Genomic DNA, 20,625 nt, shown 5'->3' with positions numbered 1-20,625 from the left:
TGTCGGGCCTCAACTATGACGCCTCCCGGGGTGTGCAAAAGCCTGATGCGGCTTATGCAAGCACGGCGAGTGCACCCATCACCCCCGGAGTTTTATCGATGAAAACCGCTCAGGAATTGCGAGTCGGCAACGTGGTCATGGTCGGCAAGGATCCCCTCGTGGTCCAGAAGGCCGAATACAACAAGTCGGGCCGTAACGCCGCCGTCGTCAAGCTGAAGTTCAAGAACCTGCTGACCGCCTCGGCCAGCGAATCGGTCTACAAGGCCGACGAAAAGTTCGAAGTCGTTCAACTGGATCGCAAGGAATGCACGTATTCCTACTTCGGCGACCCGATGTACGTCTTCATGGACGAAGAGTACAACCAGTACGAAATCGAAGCCGAAAGCATGGGCGACGCCCTGAACTACCTGGAAGAAGCGATGCCCGTGGAAGTGGTCTTCTACGACGGCCGCGCCATCTCGGTTGAACTGCCCACCACCATCGTGCGCGAAATCACCTACACCGAACCCGCCGTCCGTGGCGACACCTCGGGCAAGGTGACCAAGCCGGCCAAGATCAACACCGGCTACGAACTGAACGTGCCGCTGTTCTGCGCCATCGGCGACAAGATCGAAATCGACACCCGCACGAACGAATACCGCAGCCGCGTCAACAACTGATCCGGCCCAGCGTCAAAAAAAAGCCAGACCTTGCGGTCTGGCTTTTTTTATTACTGCAGCCGTTCGTCGTCAAGGAAGTCGGGCACGGCCATGACTTCAATGCCGTCTTCGGCCAGGGCTTCGCGCTCTTCAACGGTGGCGGTGCCGCGGATCGGGCGGTCGTCGGCATCGCCTTCGTGGATGCGGCGCGCTTCTTCGGCAAAGCGCGGGCCGACGTTTTCGGTGCTGCGAACCAGCGCCCGCACCTGACGCATGACGGCGGCCTGCAAGGCGGCCATCTTTTCGGCGTCGGACGCGCCGGGCGGCACCAGGGGCTGAGCGGCAGGCGCATGCAGGTGCGCGACGTTCAGGCGGGGCGCGGACAGGCGCTTGGTGATGGTGGCCGACCCGCAGACCGGACACGTGACTAGGCCGCGCGCCTGCTGCGCATCGTAGTCTTCGTGCGAACCGAACCAGCCTTCAAAAATGTGGCTGTGGTCGCACTCGAGGTCAAAAACTTTCAGTGCCATGGCGTCTATATGGGGTGCCGCGCCCAGAGTACAAGGCGCGCAGCATTTACTTGCCCCGGTTTTGCGCTGGCGTATTGCTCACCAGCGCCTGCTGTGCCTGCAAGGCGTCGATCTGGCGTTGCAAGTCGCGCAATTGCTGACGCACGTCCTTCTGCTGCCCCGCGAGCGCCGCGGCTTGCTCGCGCGATTGCGCCTGGCGGGCGGCGACCTGCTCTTCCTGCTGCAGGCGCGCCGTGCGGTCTGCCTGCAGGGCGCTCAGCTCGGCGCTGCGGCTGGCCAGCAGCTTCTCGGCGTGCGCATTCTCGGCCTTCATCTTGATGCGCTTGATGTCCACCTCGGCCAGCTCGGCCGACTGGGCGACGAAGGTGCGGTACGTCGCCTCGGCCTGCTTGTCCGATTTGGTCTTGACCACCCGCCAGAAATCCTTCTGCTGGAACAGGGCCACGTAATAGGTCAGGTCATCCGGCTTGAACAGCAGGCTGGCGCCGTAGGTGCCGTTATAGGCGGTGCGCAGTTCCGACACCTGGCGGCTCTGGATCAATGCCTGCAGCTCGGACAGCGTGGAGGCCGGGCGCGCAGCCTGCGGCGGCGCGGGGGGAGTCACCGGCGTGGCGGGCGCCTGCGTGTCCTCGACCTGCTTCACCGTGGGACGGGGCGCTTGCGGCTGGGCGCTGGCGCACGCGGCCAGCCCCGACAGGGCCGTGCCCAACAACACCATGCGGGCGGCGCCTCGGATAACTTGGACGTTCATGTTTCCCCCAAAAAAACGGTTGCGGCACTATATCAATTTATTTCTGAGCGCAGCGCAGTAGCCGCGTTTTCCGCACAAGAACTGTGGCCCGGTGCGGGCCATTCCCAATTGCGGTGTTCATACCGTCCCGGCGACGCCTTCGGCGGATTCGCCTTGGGCGCCGCCCAGCTGAAGCTTGCGCATTTTTTCCCAAAGCACCTTGCGGCTGATGCCCAACGTGTGGGCGGTGTCCTGGCGCCGCCATCCGTTGGCATCCAGTGCCGCCAGCACGCGTTCGCGCTCGGCGCGCTCGGCGTCGGTGAATGCGGCGGATTCGGCCCGGGCCGGGGCGCCGCCTGGCCGCAGCGGCTCGTCCAGCTGATCGAAGATGCGCTCGATCCGCGTCGGATCCCACGCCTGAAACTGGCGCCGCACGATGGCAACGCGCTCGGCCACATTCGAAAGTTCGCGCACATTGCCCTCGAAGCGCGTGCGCGCAACGCGTTCCAGCAGCCAGGACGGCGGCTCGTCCTTTACGCCCTGGTTCAGCAGCAAGGCGCGAAAGATGGCGGCCTTCTCGTGCGGACCGCGCTGTTCAAGATTGGGAATGCGCAGCTCGATGACCGCCAGCCGGTAATACAGGTCTGCACGGAATTCGCCCTGCCCCACCAGCACCCGCAAATCCTTGTTGGTGGCCGCGACCAGCCGGAAGTCCACCGGCACCTCGGCCGTCGCGCCCAGCCGCGTCACCGTGTTCTGCTCCAGCACGCGCAACAGCTTGACCTGCTGATACAGCGGCAGATCGCCGATCTCGTCCAGAAACAGCGTGCCGCCCTGGGCCTGCTCGAAATAGCCCTTGTGCGCGCCGATCGCGCCGGTGAACGCACCCTTGGCGTGGCCGAAGAAATGCGCTTCGAAAAGGCCTTCGGGGATCGCCCCGCAATTGACCGCCACGAAGGGACCGTCGCGCCAGGCGGCCTCATCATGCAGCAGGCGCGCGATGCGTTCCTTGCCCACGCCGGTTTCGCCGTGAACCAACACGTTGCTGCGGCAGTCCGCATAGATCTGCGCTTCGGCCAGCAGCTCCTGCATGGCCGCAGACACGGCCACCAGCGGCTGCTCGCGACGGGGCGCGGTGCGGTCCAGCCGATTCAGCGTGCCCAGCAGTTCGACCAGCAGCTTGCGCAGATCCGCGCTGGTGAAGGTCAACGGCAGCGTGTACGAATATTCCGGCGGGTAGAAGCGCGGATCGCGTCCGCGCGCTTCCGCGGCCACCCAGATGACCGGCATTCCTTGCGCCGCCAGCCAGTCATAGCCGCTGAAGCGCTTGTCGCCCATCACCGATACGGACACCAGCGCCACCGCGCGCCGGGTCACGTCGCGCGGCGGCGGAAACGCCGTGCCCGCGTCGGCGCGCACCAGCGACACGTCCATGCCGGCCAGGCAGCGCTCGGCCCGGCTGGCGATGTCGGAAGCGCCCTCCCAGACGTACACGTCGAACGCTTCGTGCGCGAAATTCTCGCTCATCGCTTGGCCCATGCGGGAAAGAGGGGAATGGAAGTCAGGCGCGTCGTCATCAGTACACCAGGCGGGGCTTGCCGCAATCCACGGAGATCAGGGAAACGTCGGTCTGGCCCACGCTCAGGCCCAGCACGCCGAGCAGTTGCTGCAACACGCTCGACAGCGAACCGAGCAGCGGGTCCAGCAGCACCATGACCACCGACAGCACACCGCCGACCTGTCCGCTGCCGTTCAGGGCGAGCGTGCCGACCGCATTGACCCGGCACTGCCGGATCGCGTCGGGCGTCAGCGCCAAGGCGCACGTCACGTCGCTCAAGGGGGCCAGCAGCAACGAGTTCAGGATGCCGCCCACCAGTTGCAGCGTGCCGCCCAACACGCCGGTCAGGCCGCCTGTCGTGAGGCGCGCGCCCAACTGGTCCATTGCGGTCTTGGACCACTGCATGTCGTTGACGACTTTGGAAATCGTCTTGCCCGCGTTGTTCTTGTCTCCGCCCACCAGCTGGGTCGCCAGGTCCTTGCGCTGCGTGTCGGTGAGCGGCGTGCCGGTGTTGAAAAGGTCGCCCAAAATGCCGCCGATGAGCGCGTCAGAGAGGTTGGCGGCCAGCTTGGACAGGTCCACGCTGGTGGCGTTGACCGTGGCAGTGGCGTCGGGCGACGGCGGCGCGGTCAGCGTGACCGGCACCGGCGCGGACGACCCGAACACCGGCAGCGTCACCCGCGCGGTCAGCGGCAGGATGCCCAGCACGTTCAGGACCTGATGGCGGCCAATGGCCCCGAAAGCGCTGGGCTCGCAGCGATTCGTGAGCGACTGGAAATTCGCGGCGCTGGTATCCGTGGCGGACGTCATGCCGGGAAAGCGCCCCAGGCATACGCTGGCCGCGGCCGACGTCACATCGATCACCGCCTGGTTTTCCTTGAGCGGCGCCTCGCACAGCTGGCGCAGCGTGCCGGTGGACTGCGCCACGCCGATGATGATGGGCAGGTCCACCCGGGTGTTCAGGGTGCTTGCCAGCAACGGCCCGACCAGCGGGATATTGCTGGTATTGACGCGCAGATACACGCGCAGCCCGGCGCTCACCGCCTGGGTGCCCACGCCGCCCACGGCCAGGGAGGGCGGCTCCACGATGCGCACGCGCGCGTCCAGCCCAAGCAGCGGCACGCTCAATCCCAGGTTGATGAGATTGCTGCCATTGGCGATGACCAGCGCGGTTTCGAGAAGGTTGCGCGCGTTGACCTCGGCTTGCAATGCCGCGCCGGCGTCGCCGCCCGCGACATGCAAATCGAGCACGCCGCCGTCGCCAAGCAGTTTCACGGGCAAGTTCAGCGGCATCAGGGCGAGGACCGTATTGATGGCGTTGCGCAGCAGCGCGACGTCGGCGCTGGCCGTGCCCTGCTTGTCGATGACGCTGAGCGTCGCGTTCAGCAACTGGCCCAGCGTCAGCGAATTGAGCGCGGCGAGCTGTTCGGGTGTGCCCACGCCGGTTGCGGCCGACAGCGGCAGGCCCAATGCCTCCAGCAGGCCGGCGGGCGTGATGGCCACGTTGGCCAGCCCCGCCGCGTCCAGCACGTCCAGCTGCGACGGCGACGCGCCGGCGGTGGCCAGCAGTTGCGACAGCAGGCCGCCGCGTTCCAGACGCAGCAGCCGGGAACCCACCGTGAAGGCCGCCACGGGCGGCGTGCGCGTTGCCACCGCCTGCGCCGACGCCGTGACGCCGCCCACGCCGGGTACCAGGTTGGCCAGCTGTCTGCGCACGGTGACGCGCACCGCGTTGTAGGCCTGCCCGCCCGCCGCCTCGAACACATGCATGCCGGTGGCGTCCGATCGCGCCGGATCCCACACCTGGCATGTCACCGTGAGGTCCGCTGCCGTGAAGGTGTCCAGGATGTTCGGCAGATTGGCCAGCGCGGAGGCGCGGCCCGCGGCAGCCGCCCGGGTGCAATCGGCGCTGGCGCCCAGGTTCAGGACCTGCACCGCGGACAGCGCCGCCAGATCCGCCGCCTTCTGCATCTCGCGCTTCATGTAGGCGCCATAGCCCAGCTGCAGCACGCCCAGCAACACCGCCGCCACCAGCACCGCGAACACGACGGCCACGGTCATGCTGCCGCGTTGCCGCGGCGGCGGGCAAGGACGAGGATGGCCGGCTGACATGCGCTTGCGACTCCGTCTTGGCCTGCGGCGGGAACAAACCGCGGGCCATTCCTATTGAACGTTGGGAATTTCCACGTTGCGGTCGAACCACACGGGAATGGGCTGCTTGAAACTTTCCAGATAACGGTTCCACGCCGCCGTGGAGACCGGCCCCAGGATGGGCAAGGCATTGCCCGCGCGCCGGCCGTCCGCCTGCGCCGCCAGCAGACCACGCGTCACGTCGCCGAAGGCCTCCTGCCGGGCCGGGGCGGATGACTCCGCTGTTGGCGCCGACGCGGACGATGCCGTCGATGGCGTTACTGCGGGCGGCAACGGCGTCTGCACCTGCTGCACCACCGGCCGGTCCGGCATCGTGGCCGTCGACGCCAGGGCTGCCGACGCTGAAGCCGGCGCGGCCGACATGCTGCCCGTCAGCGGGGCATTCGCTTGCGCGTGTGCGGCGAACGGCGCCAGCGCCGCGCAGGCGCTGGCCAGAACGAAAACGGCGAGGGGAATCGGACGCGTCATGACGAAGCTCCTTGACCAGCGGTTAACGCACGATGGGACCATTGCCCAGACCTTCCATCAGCGGGCTCATCATCGGCAGGACGGCCTGCTCGCCCCCGTGCACCCGGGCTGCCGACGCCTGGGCCGCGACCGGCGCGAGCTGGCCGCGGATCTGCGCGGCCAGACGCAGCACCTGCCCGCGCGCGTCCTCGCCCAGTTGCGCGCGGTCCATCACCTGCTGCGCGCGCAGCGCATCGCCCTCCACCAGCAGCAGCACCGCCAGGTTCGCCAGCACCTTGCCGCTCTCCGGCGTCAGCTCGGCCGCCTGGCCCAGCGGCACGCGCGCGCCCGCCGGATCGCCCGCGCGCAGGCGCGCGTAGCCCAGGTCGCCCAGGATCCGCGCGTCCATCGGCGACAGCCGGGCCGCCCGCGCCAGGTAGTCGGCGGCCTGATCGAATTGCCCGCGCGAACCGGCGATCAGGCCCAGTCCATGCCAGCCTTCGGCCGCCTGGTCGGTGGCGGTCAGCGCCCGGTAGGCCTGCTCGCTCAACGCCGCCTGGCCCGTCTGGCGCAGCGCCTCTGCGCGCAGGACCGCCACGCGCGGGTCCTTGCCGAACTTCTGCTCAAAACCGTCGATGTACGCAAGCGAGGCGAAGTAGCGCTCCTGGCGTTGCGCTTCGACGATCAGCGACAACATCATCTCCGGCTCCTTGGGCCGGCTGCGGTTCTCGGCCTCGTCCTCCTTCTGCCGCATCAGCGCCTGTTCCTGCTGCTGTTGCTGGATCAGTTGCCAAGCCGATTCGGTCTTGTTGGTCTGGCATCCGCTCAAGCCCGCACCGATGACCAGCACCGAGGCAGCAAGCCCGCAACGCGCCGCGCGCGACCCGTTATTCGTTCCGCCGTCCATCACATCCCTCCCATGCGCGACAAGCCGCGCAACACCGCGATAAATCCCGCACCGCCCGTCACGATCAACAGGGCGGGAAGCAGCGTCACGATCATGACGCCGGTCATCTTGACCGTGGTCTTGCCCACCTTTTCTTTCAGCTCCAGGCGCCGCTTGTCCCGCAGCCGTTCGCCGAACCGGTTCAGGGGCTCCTGCACCGCGCCCCCGTGCTGGTCCACCTGCGCGATGAGACGGCAGATCGCGGACAGGTCGTCGTTGTCGAAGCCCGTGGCCATCCTGGCCAGCGACTGCTCGCGCGTGCGGCCGCGCACGTACAGCTCCGAGGCCAGGCGCAGTTCCGACGACAGCACCGGCAACACCTGGCCGAATTCCTTGACCAGCACCTGCAGGCTCTGGTCGATGGACAACCCCACGCCTTGCAAGAGACGCAGCAGATCGATCAGCAACGGCAGCTCGTCGGCCGCCTGCCGGCGGCGGCGCGCAAGACGCCGTTGCACGACCCATTTGGGCAGCATGTAGCCCAACGCGAACGCCACAAACGCCGCCACAACGGCACGCAGCGGCATCGCCGGCAACTGCTTGTGCAGGTCCAGCAGGATCACTGCGGCGGGCAGCAGCAGCGCCAGCCCGATCCGGATCAGGACGAAGCGCGAACGCGCCGTGGCGGGCCGCACATAACCGGCCATGTCGACCAGCTTGCGGTCCTCGGCGGCCAGCAGCGCATCCGCAAGCCGGCCCTCGGCGAGCCGTTTGCCAACGGTATCGGCCATCCGCGCCGCCGCGGCCAGTCTGCCCTGCCCGTCTTCACGCGGCGCGTCAGGCGCCCCGCCCGCTCGCGCTGCCAGCGCCTGATCCACCACCTGGCGGCTGCGGTCCTGGCTGCGCAGGCGCCGCGCCATGCCCAGGCCCAGCACCACCAGCCCGACCGCCACCAGCATCAGCGCCATCGCCAGCACGGTGGAAGCGTTCCAGGATTGCAGGATGTCCATGCCGCGCCTCCCCTCAGATGGCCTTGGCCATGCGATACAGCCAATAGCAGCCGCCGATCTGCAGGCAGACCGCCGTCAGCAGCATCTTGAAGCCCTGCGGGTCTTCCCACAGGCCCATGAACAGGTTGTTGTTGGCCACGATGATGAACCCGGCAACGCCGACGGGCAGCAGCGCCAGGATCCAGGCCGACAGCCGCACCTCGGCCGAACTGGCGCTCAGTTCATTGCGCGCCTGCGCCACGTCGCGCATGAAGGCGGCCATGCGTTCCAGCACCTGGTCGCTGCGGCCGCCAAAGCGCATCGCCAGCGATACGACCGCCGCGACCATGTACAGCTCCTTCAATCCATAGAGGCGCGACACATGCGCCAGCGCCGCGTCCAGTTCCTTGGAGCTGCTCAGGCTGGCGGCCGTTTCCACCACTTCGCGCAGGGGCTCGTCGGTGGCCGCGGCCGCGGTCCGGAAGGCGGCGGCGATGCTGTTGCCGATGGTCAGCAGGCGCACGATGTTGTCCAGGAAGGCAGGCAGCTGCGAGATCATCCGGCGCTGGCGCTTGTCGGCCCGCAGCCACAGCAGGAAGTAGGCGAACACGGTCAGCAGCACGAGCGTCACCGCGCCCGACAGCGTTCCCAGCAGCATCCACGCCAGCGCCGCCCCTGCCGCAATGGGCAGCGCGATGCGCAGATACAGGCCGGCGCTTTGCCGTAGGCCGGCCAGGCGCAGCAGACGGTCCCAGCCGGCGTGGCCGCTGCGGAACTCGCGCGCGTTTTCGGCAAATGGCGCGTCGCCGGAAGCCGCTTCGCGACCCCGCGCCAGTTGGCTCTCCAGGAAGGCGGAGCTGGCCGCGCGGCGGGCGCTGCGGTCAGCGTGGCGCCACAGCAGCACCGCGCCGGCAGCCAGCAGCGCAGCCAGGCTGGCAAGCGCGAAAACGTCTTGCATCAGCGCCTCCTGCTCCAGAACCCGCCGCCCGCGCCATCGCGGTCGTCCGGCCCGCTGTCCTGGGCCTGCGCCTCGCTGCGCAGCTTCGCAAGTTTGGGCGTATGCGGGTGGATGCCCAGCCAGTTCCAGCGATCCCGTTCCTCGCCATCGGGCGTCGCGAAGGCATCGTGGCGATAAAGCTCCTGGGTGGAAATCACGTTGTCGCCCATGCCCGTGACCTCGGTCACCGACAGCACGCGGCGCTTGCCGTTGGACAGCCGGCCGATCTGCACGATGAAGTCCAGCGCGCTTGCGATCTGGCGGCGCAGGCTGTCCTCGCTGCCCTGGAACCCCGCAAACCCGGCCAGCATCTCGATGCGGTACAGGCATTCGCGCGGCGAATTCGCGTGGATGGTCGCCATCGAGCCTTCGTGGCCGGTGTTCATCGCCTGCAGCATGTCCATGACCTCGGCGCCGCGCACCTCGCCCACCACCACCCGGTCCGGCCGCATCCGCAGGCTGTTGCGGATCAGTTCGCGGATCGTGACCGCGCCGCTGCCGTCAAAGCCGCCCTGGCGCGATTCCAGCCGCACCACATGCGGATGGTTGAGCGACAGTTCCGCGGTGTCCTCCACGGTCACCACGCGTTCCGACTCCGGGATGAAAAACGCCAGCGCGTTCAAGAGCGATGTCTTACCGGAGCTGGTGCCGCCGGACACCAGGATGTTGCAGCGGTGCTTGACCGCCTCGTTCAGCAGCCGGTAGATCGCGTCGTCGAACGTGCCCAGCGTCAGCAGGTCCGCGGGCTTGAGCGGATCCTGCCGGAACTTGCGGATCGACACCATCGGCCCGTCCACCGCCAGCGGCTCGATCACCACGTTCAGGCGGCCGCCGTCGGGCAGGCGCGCATCCACCATCGGGCTGGACTCATCCAGCCGCCGGCCGATCGGGGCCAGGATGCGGCGCACGATGCGCAGCACATGCTGGTTGTCGGTAAAGCGCAGCGCCTCGCGCGCCAGCACGCCGCGGCGCGACACAAACACGTTGTCATAGCCGTTGATGAGGATGTCTTCCACCGCCGGATCCGCCAGCAGGTCCTCCAGCGGGCCCAGGCCAGCCAGTTCCTTGGTCAAGGCCTCGGCGATGGCGCGCATCTCGCTTTCGTTGATCGCCACCCGGCGCAGGCGCACGAAGCTCGCGACCTCGATGTCCACGAACTCCTGGATCGCCGACCGCGTCCACCGGCCGAACTCCGCGCCCAGCTCTTCGATGCGGGACAGCAGGTGCTCGTAGGCCGCCGTCTTCACTTCCTGGTAGCGGTCCGACGCCGAAAAGCCTTTGTCGCCGTCGCCGCCGAACTCTATCGTCGCTGTCATCATCGTCTCGGATCCCGTCACCGTGCGTCTGTTTGCCCGTCAGCCGATCACCATGCGCCGGTGCACGCCCGGCAGCCAGGTGGCCAGCCAGCTGGCGTGCCCGCCGGGCGCGGCTTCCTCGGCGCACAGCCGCTCGGCCAATGTCTGCACCGCGCGCACGTAGACATCGCGCTCGGCCTCTTCGTGCAGCAGATGGCCGCGGTTGGTGCATACCATCAGCGGCAGCGTGCGGTCTGGCAGCGTGCCCACCAGTTCCAGGTTGAAGCGTTCGGCGATCTGCCTGGCCGTCATGCCGTAGCGCTCGTCATAGCGGTTCACGATCAGACCAAGGCTGGCCCGGTCCACGTGCAACTGCTCAAGTTCCTGCAGCAGCCCGGCCAGCGACACCAGCGCGCCCACGCTCTGGTCGGTCACGATCCAGTTCAGTTGCGAGGCGCGCGCCAGACCCGACACGAACTCCGGGTTGGTGAATCCGCCGGCGTCGGCCACGACCACCGAGAAATGCTGGCGCATGCGTTCAAACACCAGCAGCGAATCCGACTGCGACACCTCGCGCATCTGCGCGAGATCGCGCGGCAGCGACAGCACGCTCAGGCCATTGGGCGCATGCGCCATGGCCGATCCGAGCAACGTGGAATCGAGACGGCGCAGGTTGCGCGCCGCCTCGGCAAAATCGAAGTCGCCGCCGATGTTCAGGTAGAGCTGGCAATCGCCGACGGGCCAGCCCAGGTCCATGAGCGCGACGCGGCTGGACAACGGCAGCGGCTCGCCCGGCGGCCGGGACGCCTTGGCCGCGCGCTGGTTGTACGCGGCCTTCAGGCGGTCCTGCAGCATGCCCGACAGGTGCACGGCCAGCGTGCTGGTGCCCACGCCGGGACGCGCGCCCAGCAGGACGACGCTGCGGCGTGTGCCGTCCATGCGGCCCATCGATGGGCGGTCCAGCACGCGCCGCACCACGTCCCGGACCTCCTGCGGCGCCACCGACGGATCGACGAAATCGCTGGCGCCCGCGCGCAGGGCCGCGATCGCCCCTTCGGGCTGACTGACGTACCCCACCGCCACGCGCGGCAGCGTCGGTGCGATGCGTGCCAGAAGACGCGCCAGCTCGGCGGACTTGAACAGCTTGCCGGGTTCGTCGTCGCTCAGGGAAAAATCCAGGAACACCACCTGCGGCGCAAGGTCGGTCAGACGCCGCGCCAGTTCCTCGATGCGCGGCGACTCCTGGGTCAGCACGCCCAGGTCGCCCAACGCCTGTCCCAATTGCGCGGCAATCGTACTGCCCTGGGAACAAAACAGAAACCGCGTGCCGTTTTGCAGGCCCACTCCTTCACTGACATGTGTCTTCATATTGGTCACCGTGAAAATCCCGGCATCTGCTGACCGCTCGCGGAACCGGTCAGGTAATAGCCCCAGGCGTTGAACGCCGTATCCGTCTGCTCCTGCCGGGCACCCGGCAACGGCAACGCCACGCCGCGCGCGATCGGCCGCACCAGGCGCGGCGTCACGACGATGACCAGCTCGGTGTCCTCCTGGGAATAGTCGACGCTGCGAAAGAAGGCGCCGATGATCGGCAGGTCGCCCAGCATGGGCACCTTGTTGACCATGGCCTTGGTCTGGCGCGACACCAGGCCGCTGATCACGAAGCTTTCGCCATCGCCCAGCTCGACCATCGTGTCGGCGCGCCGGGTGCGCAGCGCCGGAATGATGGTGCTGGTGTCCGCGCTGGTGTTGATGGCGATGCCGTTGCTGTAGTCCAGCTCGCTGGCCTCGGGCGCCACCTTCAGCGATATCCGGTCACGCGACAGCACGGTCGGGGTGACGGTCAGGCCAATGCCGAAGGGCTTGAAGGTCACGTTGACGGTGCCCAGCCCGCCCGCCTGCGGAATCGGCAGCTCGCCACCCGCCAGGAAGCTGGCGCTCTGGCCCGTCAACGCGACCAGCGTGGGTTCGGCCAGCACACGCGCCATGCCGTTGGTCTGCAGCAGGCGCAGGCGGGCCGCGAAATTGTTCGAGTCGTAGAACAGCGAAAATCCGGATGCCAGCGCGCCGCCCAGGCTGGGGGGCACGGTGGAGCTGGCCACGCTCCAGGGACCGCTGGTGGCCGCGAAGTTGATGCCGGCCGCCTTCATCACCGAACGCGACACTTCCACCACCTTCACTTCCACCTGCACCACCCCGCCGGCGCCGGCGGTGGACAGGTCCACCACGTTCTTGTCGCCGCCCACGGCAGAGGCCGCGATGGTGGAAGACGCGATCTGCCCCAATGGCGATTCCGCGTGACCGGACACGACGGCGTGGCCGTCCGCGATGTCCACGTTGGCGCCGCCGCCCAGGCCGCGGCTTGCCAGCGCGCCTTGCACGCTGCCGCCCACGCGCACGTTCCAGATTTGCGGCGCGGTATTGCCGGCCGTCCAGACCTGCAGCCGCGTGGTGCCGGGCTTCTTGCCGTAAAGCAGCACGGCGCCCGCGCGATTGGCCGCGGCGGGCAGCACCTTCACCTCCGCGACGTCGGGGTCGCCGATGGCAATGCGCGTGGGCGCGCCACGCTCGAGCATGACGGTCTGCTGCTCTCTGACCGCCATGGAAATCTCACTGACCGGTGCGGTCGCGCCCGTCGCGGGCGCCGCGGTCTGTGCCAGGCTAATGCCGTCATTCGTCAACGCCGCGGCGGCCGACAGAAGGCAGATCATGGTGGTGCGCTGAAGTTTCTTCATAGTGCAGGACCCGATGATGGAATTCGTCCCGCCGCGGGCAGCGCCTGGTGCGCCCGCGGCCCCGTTCAGTAGCGCACGCGCTCGGATTTGTCTCCTCGAATGATTTCCACTGTCCGGCCCCCGCCGGAACCTTGCGGACGCACCGAACCCCGCGCTGCGGGCTCGCGCGCGGCAGGCGCCAAGGCGGCCGCGGTCGTGCCGTCCAGCTGCACCAGGCTCTCGCCGGCAAAGGCGCGGTTCGGGCCCGCGCGCAGCGACTCGCGCTGCGCGGGCGTCAGATCGGCACGCGCCGGCAACACCGTGCCGCGCGGTGCGAACAACGTTGCGTCCGGCATGCCCTCGTCACCCACCGGCCGCAGCGCCAGCTGCAAGCGGCCCGCGCGGCTGGCCAGCAATAGCTCGTTCACGCGATCCACCGGCACCGCCAGCACCGCGGTGCGCGCCGGCTGGCCGGGGCCGCCCTGCTGCAGCGCCGGCTTTTCGTCCGGCCCTTCCACCGAGGCCTTGCCGTAGGCCAGCACGCGCACCTGCGACTGCAAGAGACGCGCCTGACCCACCGCCACCTCGGCGCTTTTGTCGATCATGAAGAAGACGTCCACCATGTCGCCCGGGACGATGCGGTTGCCGCCGCCGATGACCTCGTCCACCGCGATGGCAACGGCGCGCTCGCCCGCCTTGAGCTGGCGCGCCAGGCCCTGCGTCAGCAGGCTGGGCACGATCGGATCGCCCACGGCAATGTCGACCTTCGTCACCGCGCCTTCAAGCGGGGCGGGGTCGGTGAAGCCGCCGGACAACGCGGCCTGCCACTGCACCACCGTCAGCATGCGGACGCTGTCGATGCGCGAACCAGCCGCGATCGCCTCGCGGGCCACCACGACGGGATAGAGCTTGACGGGCTCGGCCGGCGGCGCCACCGGCGCGGGTGGCGCCACGCTGACTGCCGGGCGGGGAGGCGCCGAAGCGAGCCGCCAGGCCACGAAGGCAAGCGCCACGCCCGCCACCAGCAACAGCCCCGCGACGATCCTGCTCACACTGCTCATGGCGTCTCCTGCGCTATCTGCACGACGGCCTGCGAATGCAGCCTGCTGGGTAGCCAGTCGCGATTTGCGCCCGGCAAGGCCGTGACCAGCCCGCGCACGGTTTCAAGCAGCGGCCAGGTCTGGGTGTTGTAGGTCATGGCGACGGTCGCGCAGTCGGCCTGTCCGCCCCCCGCCCCCGGCCAGGCGCACGGCGCGCGCGAGGCGCTGCATAGCACCGCCGAGCCGGCGGAAAAGGTTCGCATCGCGGCCAGGCACGCCTCGGCCGGCACGTCGGACTCGCCGCTGAAGCGCGCATGGACGGCGGCGCGCGCGCCATCGGCGGCTGCGCCGGCCAACTGCTGCTGCATCCAGAACAGCGCGCCGAACCCGACCACGCCGCAGATGAAGAGCAGCAGCGCCGTAAGCGTCAAGGAAAATTCCAGCGCCGCGATGCCCCGCTGGCGGCGACGCGCCGGCGGGCGGTTGGAAAGTCGTGGCAACGGGCGCATGTCAGCCTCCTGCGCCCAGGGCATCGCCCAGATGCACCGTCGCGCGCGCACTCAGCACGCTGGAGGCCGGCATCAGCGCCGTGTTCAGAAACGGCACCACCGGAAGGAGCGGATGCGCGCCATAGGCATAGGACACGTTGACTTCGACCTGATCCTGCGCCAGCGGCAAGCCGCTGCAGGCGCCGCCAGCCGCGCTGGTCAACGCGCCGTCGCGGCCGCAAACGGCGACCCGCACCGGCCCCGCGGACATGGCGCTGATCCATGCTGCCTGGGATAGCGCCGAATCGCGCCCGGCTTCGGCCCGCGCCGCCAGCGATGCGGTGCCCGGCTGCCATTGAAGGATCTTGCGCGCGCCGTCCTGCGCGGCGAGCGTCACGGAATGCTGTGCGGCAACCACCAGGGAATACGTCAGGATCCCGTAGAACACCAGGAAGAACACCACGAATACCAGGGCGAATTCCACGGAATAAGTGCCGCGCTGAAAGCCCCCAGCCCCAGATATGCGGCGTAGGGAATCTGGCGCGCCCGTTGGCCCAACGCCCACACCCCGGAAACCCCCACGACCACCAGGCTGTGCAGCCCGGCCAGCACGCTGGCCAGCACCAGCGTCACCATCAGCGGCGCGAAACCCAGCAGCAGCCCGAGCACGGCGATGGCCTTGATGTCGCCGGCCCCCATCAGGCGCCAGCGCCAAAGCGGCAGGAAAAGCGGCGCCGACATAAAGCCCGCCAGCGTCGGCAACCAGCCGGTCCAGCGCGGCGGATAAGCCCACCCCGGTACCAGCGCGGCGGCCAGCAGCCATAGCAGTTGCGCCGCGAACCCCATGACGATCAGCCGGTTCGGGACGCGGCGATGGCGCAGATCGGCGTGGATCAGCGCCAGAATCCAGCATGTAAACAACAGCCACCACAGCATCACCCCTGGGTACAAGGCCAGACCTTCTGAAGAACGGATCGGACGACAGACGCGCCGCAGCCGGTGCGGCCCCTTTCAATCAAGCATCAGGCGGGATGGCGGACGCGCTGCGGTGGCGTGTGCCACCGCGGCGCGGATCCGCTTGCCGCTCAGCTGGTGCCGCCAGCCGGCGGCGTGGTGCCCGTACCGGCCTTGGCGTTGTCCAGCTTGGTGCCAAGGTCCTCGAACATGCCTTTCAGGGATCCGGTAAAGGCGCCCACCGCGACAATGAGCGCGACCGCCACCATCCCCGCGATCAGCCCGTACTCCAGGGCCGTAATGCCGTCTTCGTCATTCCAGAACTGCGCAAGCATTGTTTTCATATCAAGCTCCATGGGCATCGATTGATGACCGGGCCGCTCCTGAAGACCAGAGCACGCCCTTGAAAGCCTGGAACAACCCGCGCGCCGCACCCTTCTACGCGCCGCGCATCCAGGGTCCCGCTAACCCGGCCCAGCCGAAGCGCCGGGGGACCTGCCCGGCGCCTCGACAGGCGCCGATTCAATGATCGAGTCGATACGCTGCGCCATCCGCGCGCGAAAACGTTGGGAAGCACGCTGCAAATGCCAGCGCATGAGCAGCAAGGTGACGATCGACAGTGCGAATGCGATATACGGCAGCATGGCGCCCCCGATATACCGGCCGCCGGCATCGTTCTTCGCGGTGCAGATGACCGCGCCAGCCGCCGCGCCCGTGTAGTGCATGCCGCACACCGCGACGGCCATCAAAATGGCCGCGCCAATACGCTGGCGTTCATTCTGCGTATTAAATGCAAGCCACAGCGCGGCGGTCGCCGCCACCACGGCAATCAGCACCGATAAGACCACTAGTGGCAGATTCCAGAGCAGTACCGCGGGCATGCGCGCGGCGCTCATCCCGACATAATGCATGGACGCCACGCCGAATCCCGCCGCGCAACCGCCGATCAGACACCGGGTGAAAGAGAAACGCTCCCGGCCGACATACCAGAATGCCCACCCTGAAAACCCCGCCGCCACGAGAAAGCTGAGTATCGTCAGCCCGATCTGGTAGCCGACCTCAAAGGGCAGGTTCTGCGCCAGCATGCCGATGAAGTGCATGCCCCAGATACCCACTCCGCCCATTGCCACCGCGCCGATGACGATATAGCCCCCGCGGATTTCGCCGTCCTGAGTCTCGGCGCGAATGCCCGCGGCCGCCAACAGGGCCACATAGGACCCCAGGGCCGCGATCAGAAACGACAGCGCCACCAGCCCGCCATCGAATGAGAGCGGAACGATCTCGCCCGGGCTCATGAAGGCTCCTCGTGTGGCAACCGGCCGCGCCGTGGCGCAGCCGGCCGATATTTGCGGTGCGTCCTGCAGTAAAGCCCAGCCATGCGCATCTCCCGGCGGGTCCACACATTTTGAGTATTTTTGATACTTGGGATTCAGTTTATATATTGCCAAATCATACGCATCAGGGTTTTCACTGAATTTCGCAAACTTGCGACACGCGAGATGTAACGGATACTCCAAAACTCGGTGCAATCTTATTCAAAACGGTCGAATCTCGCCTATCTTTTACTGAATAAGTTAATGGGGACGCCATAATGATTCATCGACAACGCATTACCAGACCACCCGCAAAGGGGTTTTGAAATGAATTGTCATTCTGACGCGAATACTGGCACCATATAAACGCCCCCGAAACGCAACCATTCTTTGCTGACGCGGTAACCATTTTCCACTCGATACGCGATCCTTATCGGCTCGTCTTTCACATGAGCAGGCAGAAATGACAGACAAGACAGGCACGCGAGTGACGTTCCAGGCAGGGCCGCTGTCTCTGGCCTTGATTTGCCTGTTGGCGGCCGGTTCGACGGCTCGGGCTGAAGGCCCGCTGCGCGGCAACCCGGTGGACGCCCTGCCGCGAGTGGAACGCCCGCCGTCGGCAAGGCAACCCCCGCCCGTCGTCCAGACCGCCACGCCCGAGCAACTGGCCTTGCAGGCCAGGCTGGCACAACGGATCGTGCCGCGCAATTTCGACGTGAGCGGCGTACGCGCCATCCCGTTCGAGGAGGTGTCCGAGGTGCTGGCCCCGCTGGCGGGCAAGGAAATCAGCCTGGGAGAACTGGTCGCCCAGGTCGACAAGATCACGCAGCTCTACCGCGACAAAGGCTTTCCCCTGTCTTTTGCGCTGGTGCAGAACCAGACGTTTGCCAATGGACTGGTGGTGGTGACGGTGGTCGAGGGCTATATCGCCAATGTGCGGATCGACGGCGACATCGGCAACGCGCAGGCCCGGCTTGAGACGCTTGCCTCGCCCCTGCTGGCCGAACGGCCGCTCAGCCAGGCCACGCTGGAGCGCCAGCTGAATCTGATGCGCACCGTGCCCGGCGTGCGGTTCACGCCCAGCCTGGATTTGCCCCGGCGGGCCGACGGCGCCACCGACCTGATGCTGACCGCCACCCGCCAGCCCGTAAGCCTGAGCGGCGACGTGGCCGATCTGGGCACCGGCATGCAGCCGGTGGTGAACGTCACCACCAACAGCCTGACGCCACTGGGCGAGCAGGTGAAACTGATCGCGGCGGTGCCCTTCAATACCGATGACGTGAAGTACATCTCCGGTGAAATCCGCGTGCCGGTCGGCGCCAACGGTTTCGCAGTAAAGATCGATGGCTATCACTACGATGCGCGGCCTCAGGACGATGCGATCGAGCTGCTGGGTTTTGAACGCCGCGTAAAGAACGACCGCATCGGCGTTGGGGTGAGCTATCCGTTTCTGTTGAATAACAGGCGTTCGCTGACCGGAACATTGGGTGTATACGCGGCAAACTCCAAGGACCGGTATGACGCCCGCGAAACCGACCGCTGGTTGCAGCAGGATGCGCAGGTGCGCGCGGCCATGGCCGAAGTGCGCTATATCCAGGTTTCAGAAACCCAGGCCACGGATGTCACGCTGGGCGCTGCCAAAGGGTTTGACGCAGCAGGGGCCAAAAAGGATATTTCGACCAACTACGGTTACTCCGCCACGCCGATGCTGGAGCTGGATTTCAGCCGCTACAACCTGAATGCCAAGCAAACCTTCGCGCTTCCCAACCAGTTCGGACTGGTCTTCTCGGGCGCGGCGCAGTATTCCAGCAATATCCTGCCCGCTTCAGAACAAATCTCGTTTGGAAGCTGGCGCTTTGCCATGGGTTATCCGCAGGGCGAGCAAAGCGGCGACAAGGGTGTGGGCGTATCGGCGGAAATCAATCGCCGCTTCGGCGTGGGATGGACCTACCTATCCAGCGTGCAGCCCTACGCCTTGGTCGACTTTGCACGCACCTGGTACAACAACAAGGATCTGCAATCCCTGAATGATCGTCACCTGTCGTCCCTTGCCCTGGGCCTGCGGTTTACCGACGACAAGCACTATCTATTCGATTTCAACGTAGCCAAGCCGGTGGGATCGGCCACCATCAACAATGACCGCAACGTCCGTTTCAACGCCAATTACTCGGTATTCTGGGACGCGCTCTAGCGAATGCCGAAGCGCACTATCGCCAGTATAAAAACGCCCGTCCAGACGGGCGTTTTTCATGGGCTGCGGTCACGGACGTTACGTAACGCGGACCGTAACGTTACGGCCGATGGGCGGCTTTCCGTAACATTCGCGGGCTCGGCAACATCTCAAAATGACGGTTTTCCGGCGCCTGGGGAAAACCCCTGAAATCGGGCGGATACCCTGATAAATAGGGCATTTCGGATCCGTTGAAATTGCGGAATATGCCGGTTTGCAGCGAGTTTGAAAAATCTTGGCATGGATTGTGCATGAAGACACGTACCGGGTTGTTTCACCACCCGATTCTTCCAGCCAAAGGAGTTCGTCATGCAGATCCATTCCGACATGCGCCGCCTGCAACACGTCCTGACCGCCACCGTCATGGCCACCGCGCTGATCAGCGCCTTGACCGCCTGCGGCGGCGGTGGCGGCGGCGGGAAGAAGACCGCCGGTCTTCCAGGCACCGACATCCCGACAAATCCCGGCGGCGGCGGGGGCCTTGATCCCGGCGTGAACCCCGGCGGTGGCGGCACCAACCCCGGTGGTGGCACCAACCCCGGAGGCGGCACCAACCCGGGCGGCGGCACCAACCCCGGAGGCGGCACCAACCCTGGCGGCGGCACCGATCCCGGCACCAATCCGCCGCGCGTGAGCGGCCTGCTGGAAACGACGCTTGGCAACACCGGCGCGGCCGTCGACAACACCCTGCCCCTCAATCTGGACTCGACGCTGGGCGAGGTGGGCAAGGTGCTGGATCCGACGATCAAGCCGGTGGCGGACACCGTGGTTGGCCTGACCCAGCAGGTCGGCGCCACAACCGGCTTGGGAGAACCCGCCGACGGCGTCGTCAGGCAGGTGGGCGGACTGGTCAGCGACCTGGGCGGCGGCGTCAAGGACGCGGGCTTGCCGGCAGGGCTGAGCGCAGGCGTGGGCGGTCTGGTTGATGGCCTGGGCAAGACGGTCGCCAGCACGGGCGGTCTGCTGAACGCCGATGCCAACAACCCCAATCCCCTGACCACGGTGCTCGGCAATGCCACGGGCGCCGTCGGTGCCCTGACCGGCCCGCTGTCCGGCGACGGCGGCCTGCTGCAGCCGATCACGCAGGTGCTGGCCGGCGTGACTGGCGGTGCGCTGAGCGGCCCCACGACGCCGCTGCTTGAGCCGGCGCTCGGCAATGCCGGAAAGACCGTGGACAACGTGCTGCCGCTGGGCCTGCAGCCGACGCTGGCTGGTCTGGGCGGCGCGCTCGATCCCACCGCCAGCCCGCTGGCTGGCAACGTCGTCGGCCTGACGCAGCAGGTGGGCGACACGACCAAGCTGGGTGCGCCGGTGGCCAACCTGTTGACCAGCCTGGGCGGCACGGTTACCAACCTGGGCGGCTCGCTGCCCGGCGGCACGCCGGGCCTGAATGGCGTGCTGCAAGGCCTGGGCGGCGCGGTCGCCAGCGCGGGTGGCCTGGTCCACGCCACGCCGGGCAACGCCAATCCGCTCGGCTCGACGCTGGCCAACGCAACGGGTGCGGTGGCCTCGCTGACCGGCGGCCTGGGTCTGGGCGGCGTGACCGGCGGCGTGACGGGCGGAAACGGCGCGGGCGGCCTGCTGGCGCCCGTGACGGGCCTCTTGGGTGGCGTGACGGGCGCCGTGGGCGGCGCGGCAGGCGGACCGGCCGGCGGCGGATTGCTC

General features: G+C 67.3%; 20 protein-coding genes. 3 read left to right on the top strand and 17 right to left on the bottom strand.

Annotated features, from left to right (window positions below; all coding sequences use genetic code 11):
- Positions 1–98 precede the first annotated feature (98 nt).
- Positions 99–659, top strand: a complete 561-nt coding sequence (gene efp / locus HV786_RS21545) for an elongation factor P (RefSeq protein WP_006220534.1) — start codon at positions 99–101, stop codon at positions 657–659.
- A 50-nt stretch (positions 660–709) separates the two neighbouring features.
- On the opposite strand, the gene HV786_RS21540 is transcribed toward efp, so the two are convergent.
- From HV786_RS21540 to HV786_RS21460, 17 genes are all read right to left on the bottom strand, one after another.
- Positions 710–1,168, bottom strand: coding sequence for a DUF1178 family protein (locus tag HV786_RS21540; RefSeq protein ID WP_056323766.1), 459 nt, complete (start codon positions 1,166–1,168; stop codon positions 710–712).
- Between the two features lie 46 nt (positions 1,169–1,214).
- The gene (locus tag HV786_RS21535) at positions 1,215–1,919 is read right to left on the bottom strand and encodes a DUF2968 domain-containing protein (protein ID WP_175211807.1); all 705 of its coding nucleotides are present in this window, start codon (positions 1,917–1,919) and stop codon (positions 1,215–1,217) included.
- A 117-nt stretch (positions 1,920–2,036) separates the two neighbouring features.
- Positions 2,037–3,425 (bottom strand): sigma 54-interacting transcriptional regulator, encoded by a 1,389-nt coding sequence (locus HV786_RS21530; RefSeq protein WP_128828541.1) that lies wholly within the window; start codon positions 3,423–3,425, stop codon positions 2,037–2,039.
- Between the two features lie 49 nt (positions 3,426–3,474).
- Entirely contained in the window at positions 3,475–5,517 is a 2,043-nt protein-coding gene (locus HV786_RS21525; protein ID WP_175211805.1) for a TadG family pilus assembly protein, read from the bottom strand.
- A 102-nt stretch (positions 5,518–5,619) separates the two neighbouring features.
- Positions 5,620–6,075 (bottom strand): DUF3613 domain-containing protein, encoded by a 456-nt coding sequence (locus HV786_RS21520; protein ID WP_175211803.1) that lies wholly within the window; start codon positions 6,073–6,075, stop codon positions 5,620–5,622.
- Positions 6,076–6,097: 22 nt separating this feature from the next.
- Positions 6,098–6,961: a tetratricopeptide repeat protein gene (locus tag HV786_RS21515; protein ID WP_175211801.1), complete on the bottom strand. Its 864-nt coding sequence runs from the start codon at positions 6,959–6,961 to the stop codon at positions 6,098–6,100.
- Positions 6,961–7,950 carry a type II secretion system F family protein gene (locus HV786_RS21510; RefSeq protein ID WP_175211799.1) on the bottom strand — a complete coding sequence of 330 codons (990 nt, stop codon included), beginning with the start codon at positions 7,948–7,950 and terminating at the stop codon, positions 6,961–6,963. The genes HV786_RS21515 and HV786_RS21510 overlap by 1 nt, the downstream gene beginning before the upstream one ends.
- A 13-nt stretch (positions 7,951–7,963) precedes the next feature.
- Positions 7,964–8,887 carry a type II secretion system F family protein gene (locus HV786_RS21505; protein WP_175211797.1) on the bottom strand — a complete coding sequence of 308 codons (924 nt, stop codon included), beginning with the start codon at positions 8,885–8,887 and terminating at the stop codon, positions 7,964–7,966.
- A complete protein-coding gene (locus HV786_RS21500; protein ID WP_128828648.1) occupies positions 8,887–10,245 on the bottom strand; it encodes a TadA family conjugal transfer-associated ATPase in 1,359 nt (452 codons plus the stop codon). Before HV786_RS21500 ends, HV786_RS21505 begins: the two co-directional genes overlap by 1 nt.
- A gap of 36 nt (positions 10,246–10,281) precedes the next feature.
- Positions 10,282–11,598 (bottom strand): pilus assembly protein CpaE, encoded by a 1,317-nt coding sequence (locus tag HV786_RS21495; protein ID WP_175211788.1) that lies wholly within the window; start codon positions 11,596–11,598, stop codon positions 10,282–10,284.
- Complete coding sequence (locus tag HV786_RS21490) at positions 11,595–12,956, bottom strand: type II and III secretion system protein family protein (protein ID WP_128828835.1); 1,362 nt, start codon at positions 12,954–12,956, stop codon at positions 11,595–11,597. The genes HV786_RS21495 and HV786_RS21490 overlap by 4 nt, the downstream gene beginning before the upstream one ends.
- Before the next feature lie 65 nt (positions 12,957–13,021).
- Positions 13,022–13,996 (bottom strand): Flp pilus assembly protein CpaB, encoded by a 975-nt coding sequence (cpaB, locus tag HV786_RS21485; RefSeq protein ID WP_175211786.1) that lies wholly within the window; start codon positions 13,994–13,996, stop codon positions 13,022–13,024.
- Positions 13,993–14,484 carry a TadE/TadG family type IV pilus assembly protein gene (locus HV786_RS21480; RefSeq protein ID WP_175211784.1) on the bottom strand — a complete coding sequence of 164 codons (492 nt, stop codon included), beginning with the start codon at positions 14,482–14,484 and terminating at the stop codon, positions 13,993–13,995. Before HV786_RS21480 ends, cpaB begins: the two co-directional genes overlap by 4 nt.
- A 1-nt stretch (position 14,485) precedes the next feature.
- Positions 14,486–14,947 (bottom strand): TadE/TadG family type IV pilus assembly protein, encoded by a 462-nt coding sequence (locus HV786_RS21475; RefSeq protein WP_175211783.1) that lies wholly within the window; start codon positions 14,945–14,947, stop codon positions 14,486–14,488.
- A complete protein-coding gene (locus HV786_RS21470; RefSeq protein WP_128827497.1) occupies positions 14,893–15,399 on the bottom strand; it encodes a prepilin peptidase in 507 nt (168 codons plus the stop codon). The genes HV786_RS21475 and HV786_RS21470 overlap by 55 nt, the downstream gene beginning before the upstream one ends.
- A 149-nt stretch (positions 15,400–15,548) precedes the next feature.
- Complete coding sequence (locus tag HV786_RS21465; RefSeq protein WP_128827498.1) at positions 15,549–15,761, bottom strand: Flp family type IVb pilin; 213 nt, start codon at positions 15,759–15,761, stop codon at positions 15,549–15,551.
- Positions 15,762–15,881: 120 nt separating this feature from the next.
- The gene (locus HV786_RS21460; RefSeq protein ID WP_128827499.1) at positions 15,882–16,712 is read right to left on the bottom strand and encodes an MHYT domain-containing protein; all 831 of its coding nucleotides are present in this window, start codon (positions 16,710–16,712) and stop codon (positions 15,882–15,884) included.
- A gap of 481 nt (positions 16,713–17,193) precedes the next feature.
- Here HV786_RS21460 and HV786_RS21455 point away from each other — a divergent pair, with 481 nt between their 5' ends.
- Positions 17,194–18,921, top strand: a complete 1,728-nt coding sequence (locus tag HV786_RS21455) for a ShlB/FhaC/HecB family hemolysin secretion/activation protein (protein ID WP_128827500.1) — start codon at positions 17,194–17,196, stop codon at positions 18,919–18,921.
- A 348-nt stretch (positions 18,922–19,269) separates the two neighbouring features.
- Positions 19,270–20,625: collagen-like triple helix repeat-containing protein (locus tag HV786_RS21450; protein WP_175211781.1), on the top strand; the 1,356-nt coding region annotated here is incomplete at its 3' end.

Source organism: Achromobacter mucicolens (assembly GCF_902859725.1).
Lineage (GTDB): Bacteria > Pseudomonadota > Gammaproteobacteria > Burkholderiales > Burkholderiaceae_B > Achromobacter > Achromobacter mucicolens.
The sequence above is the reverse complement of the archived record's forward strand: the minus strand, read 5'-3'. Positions and strand labels throughout refer to the sequence as shown.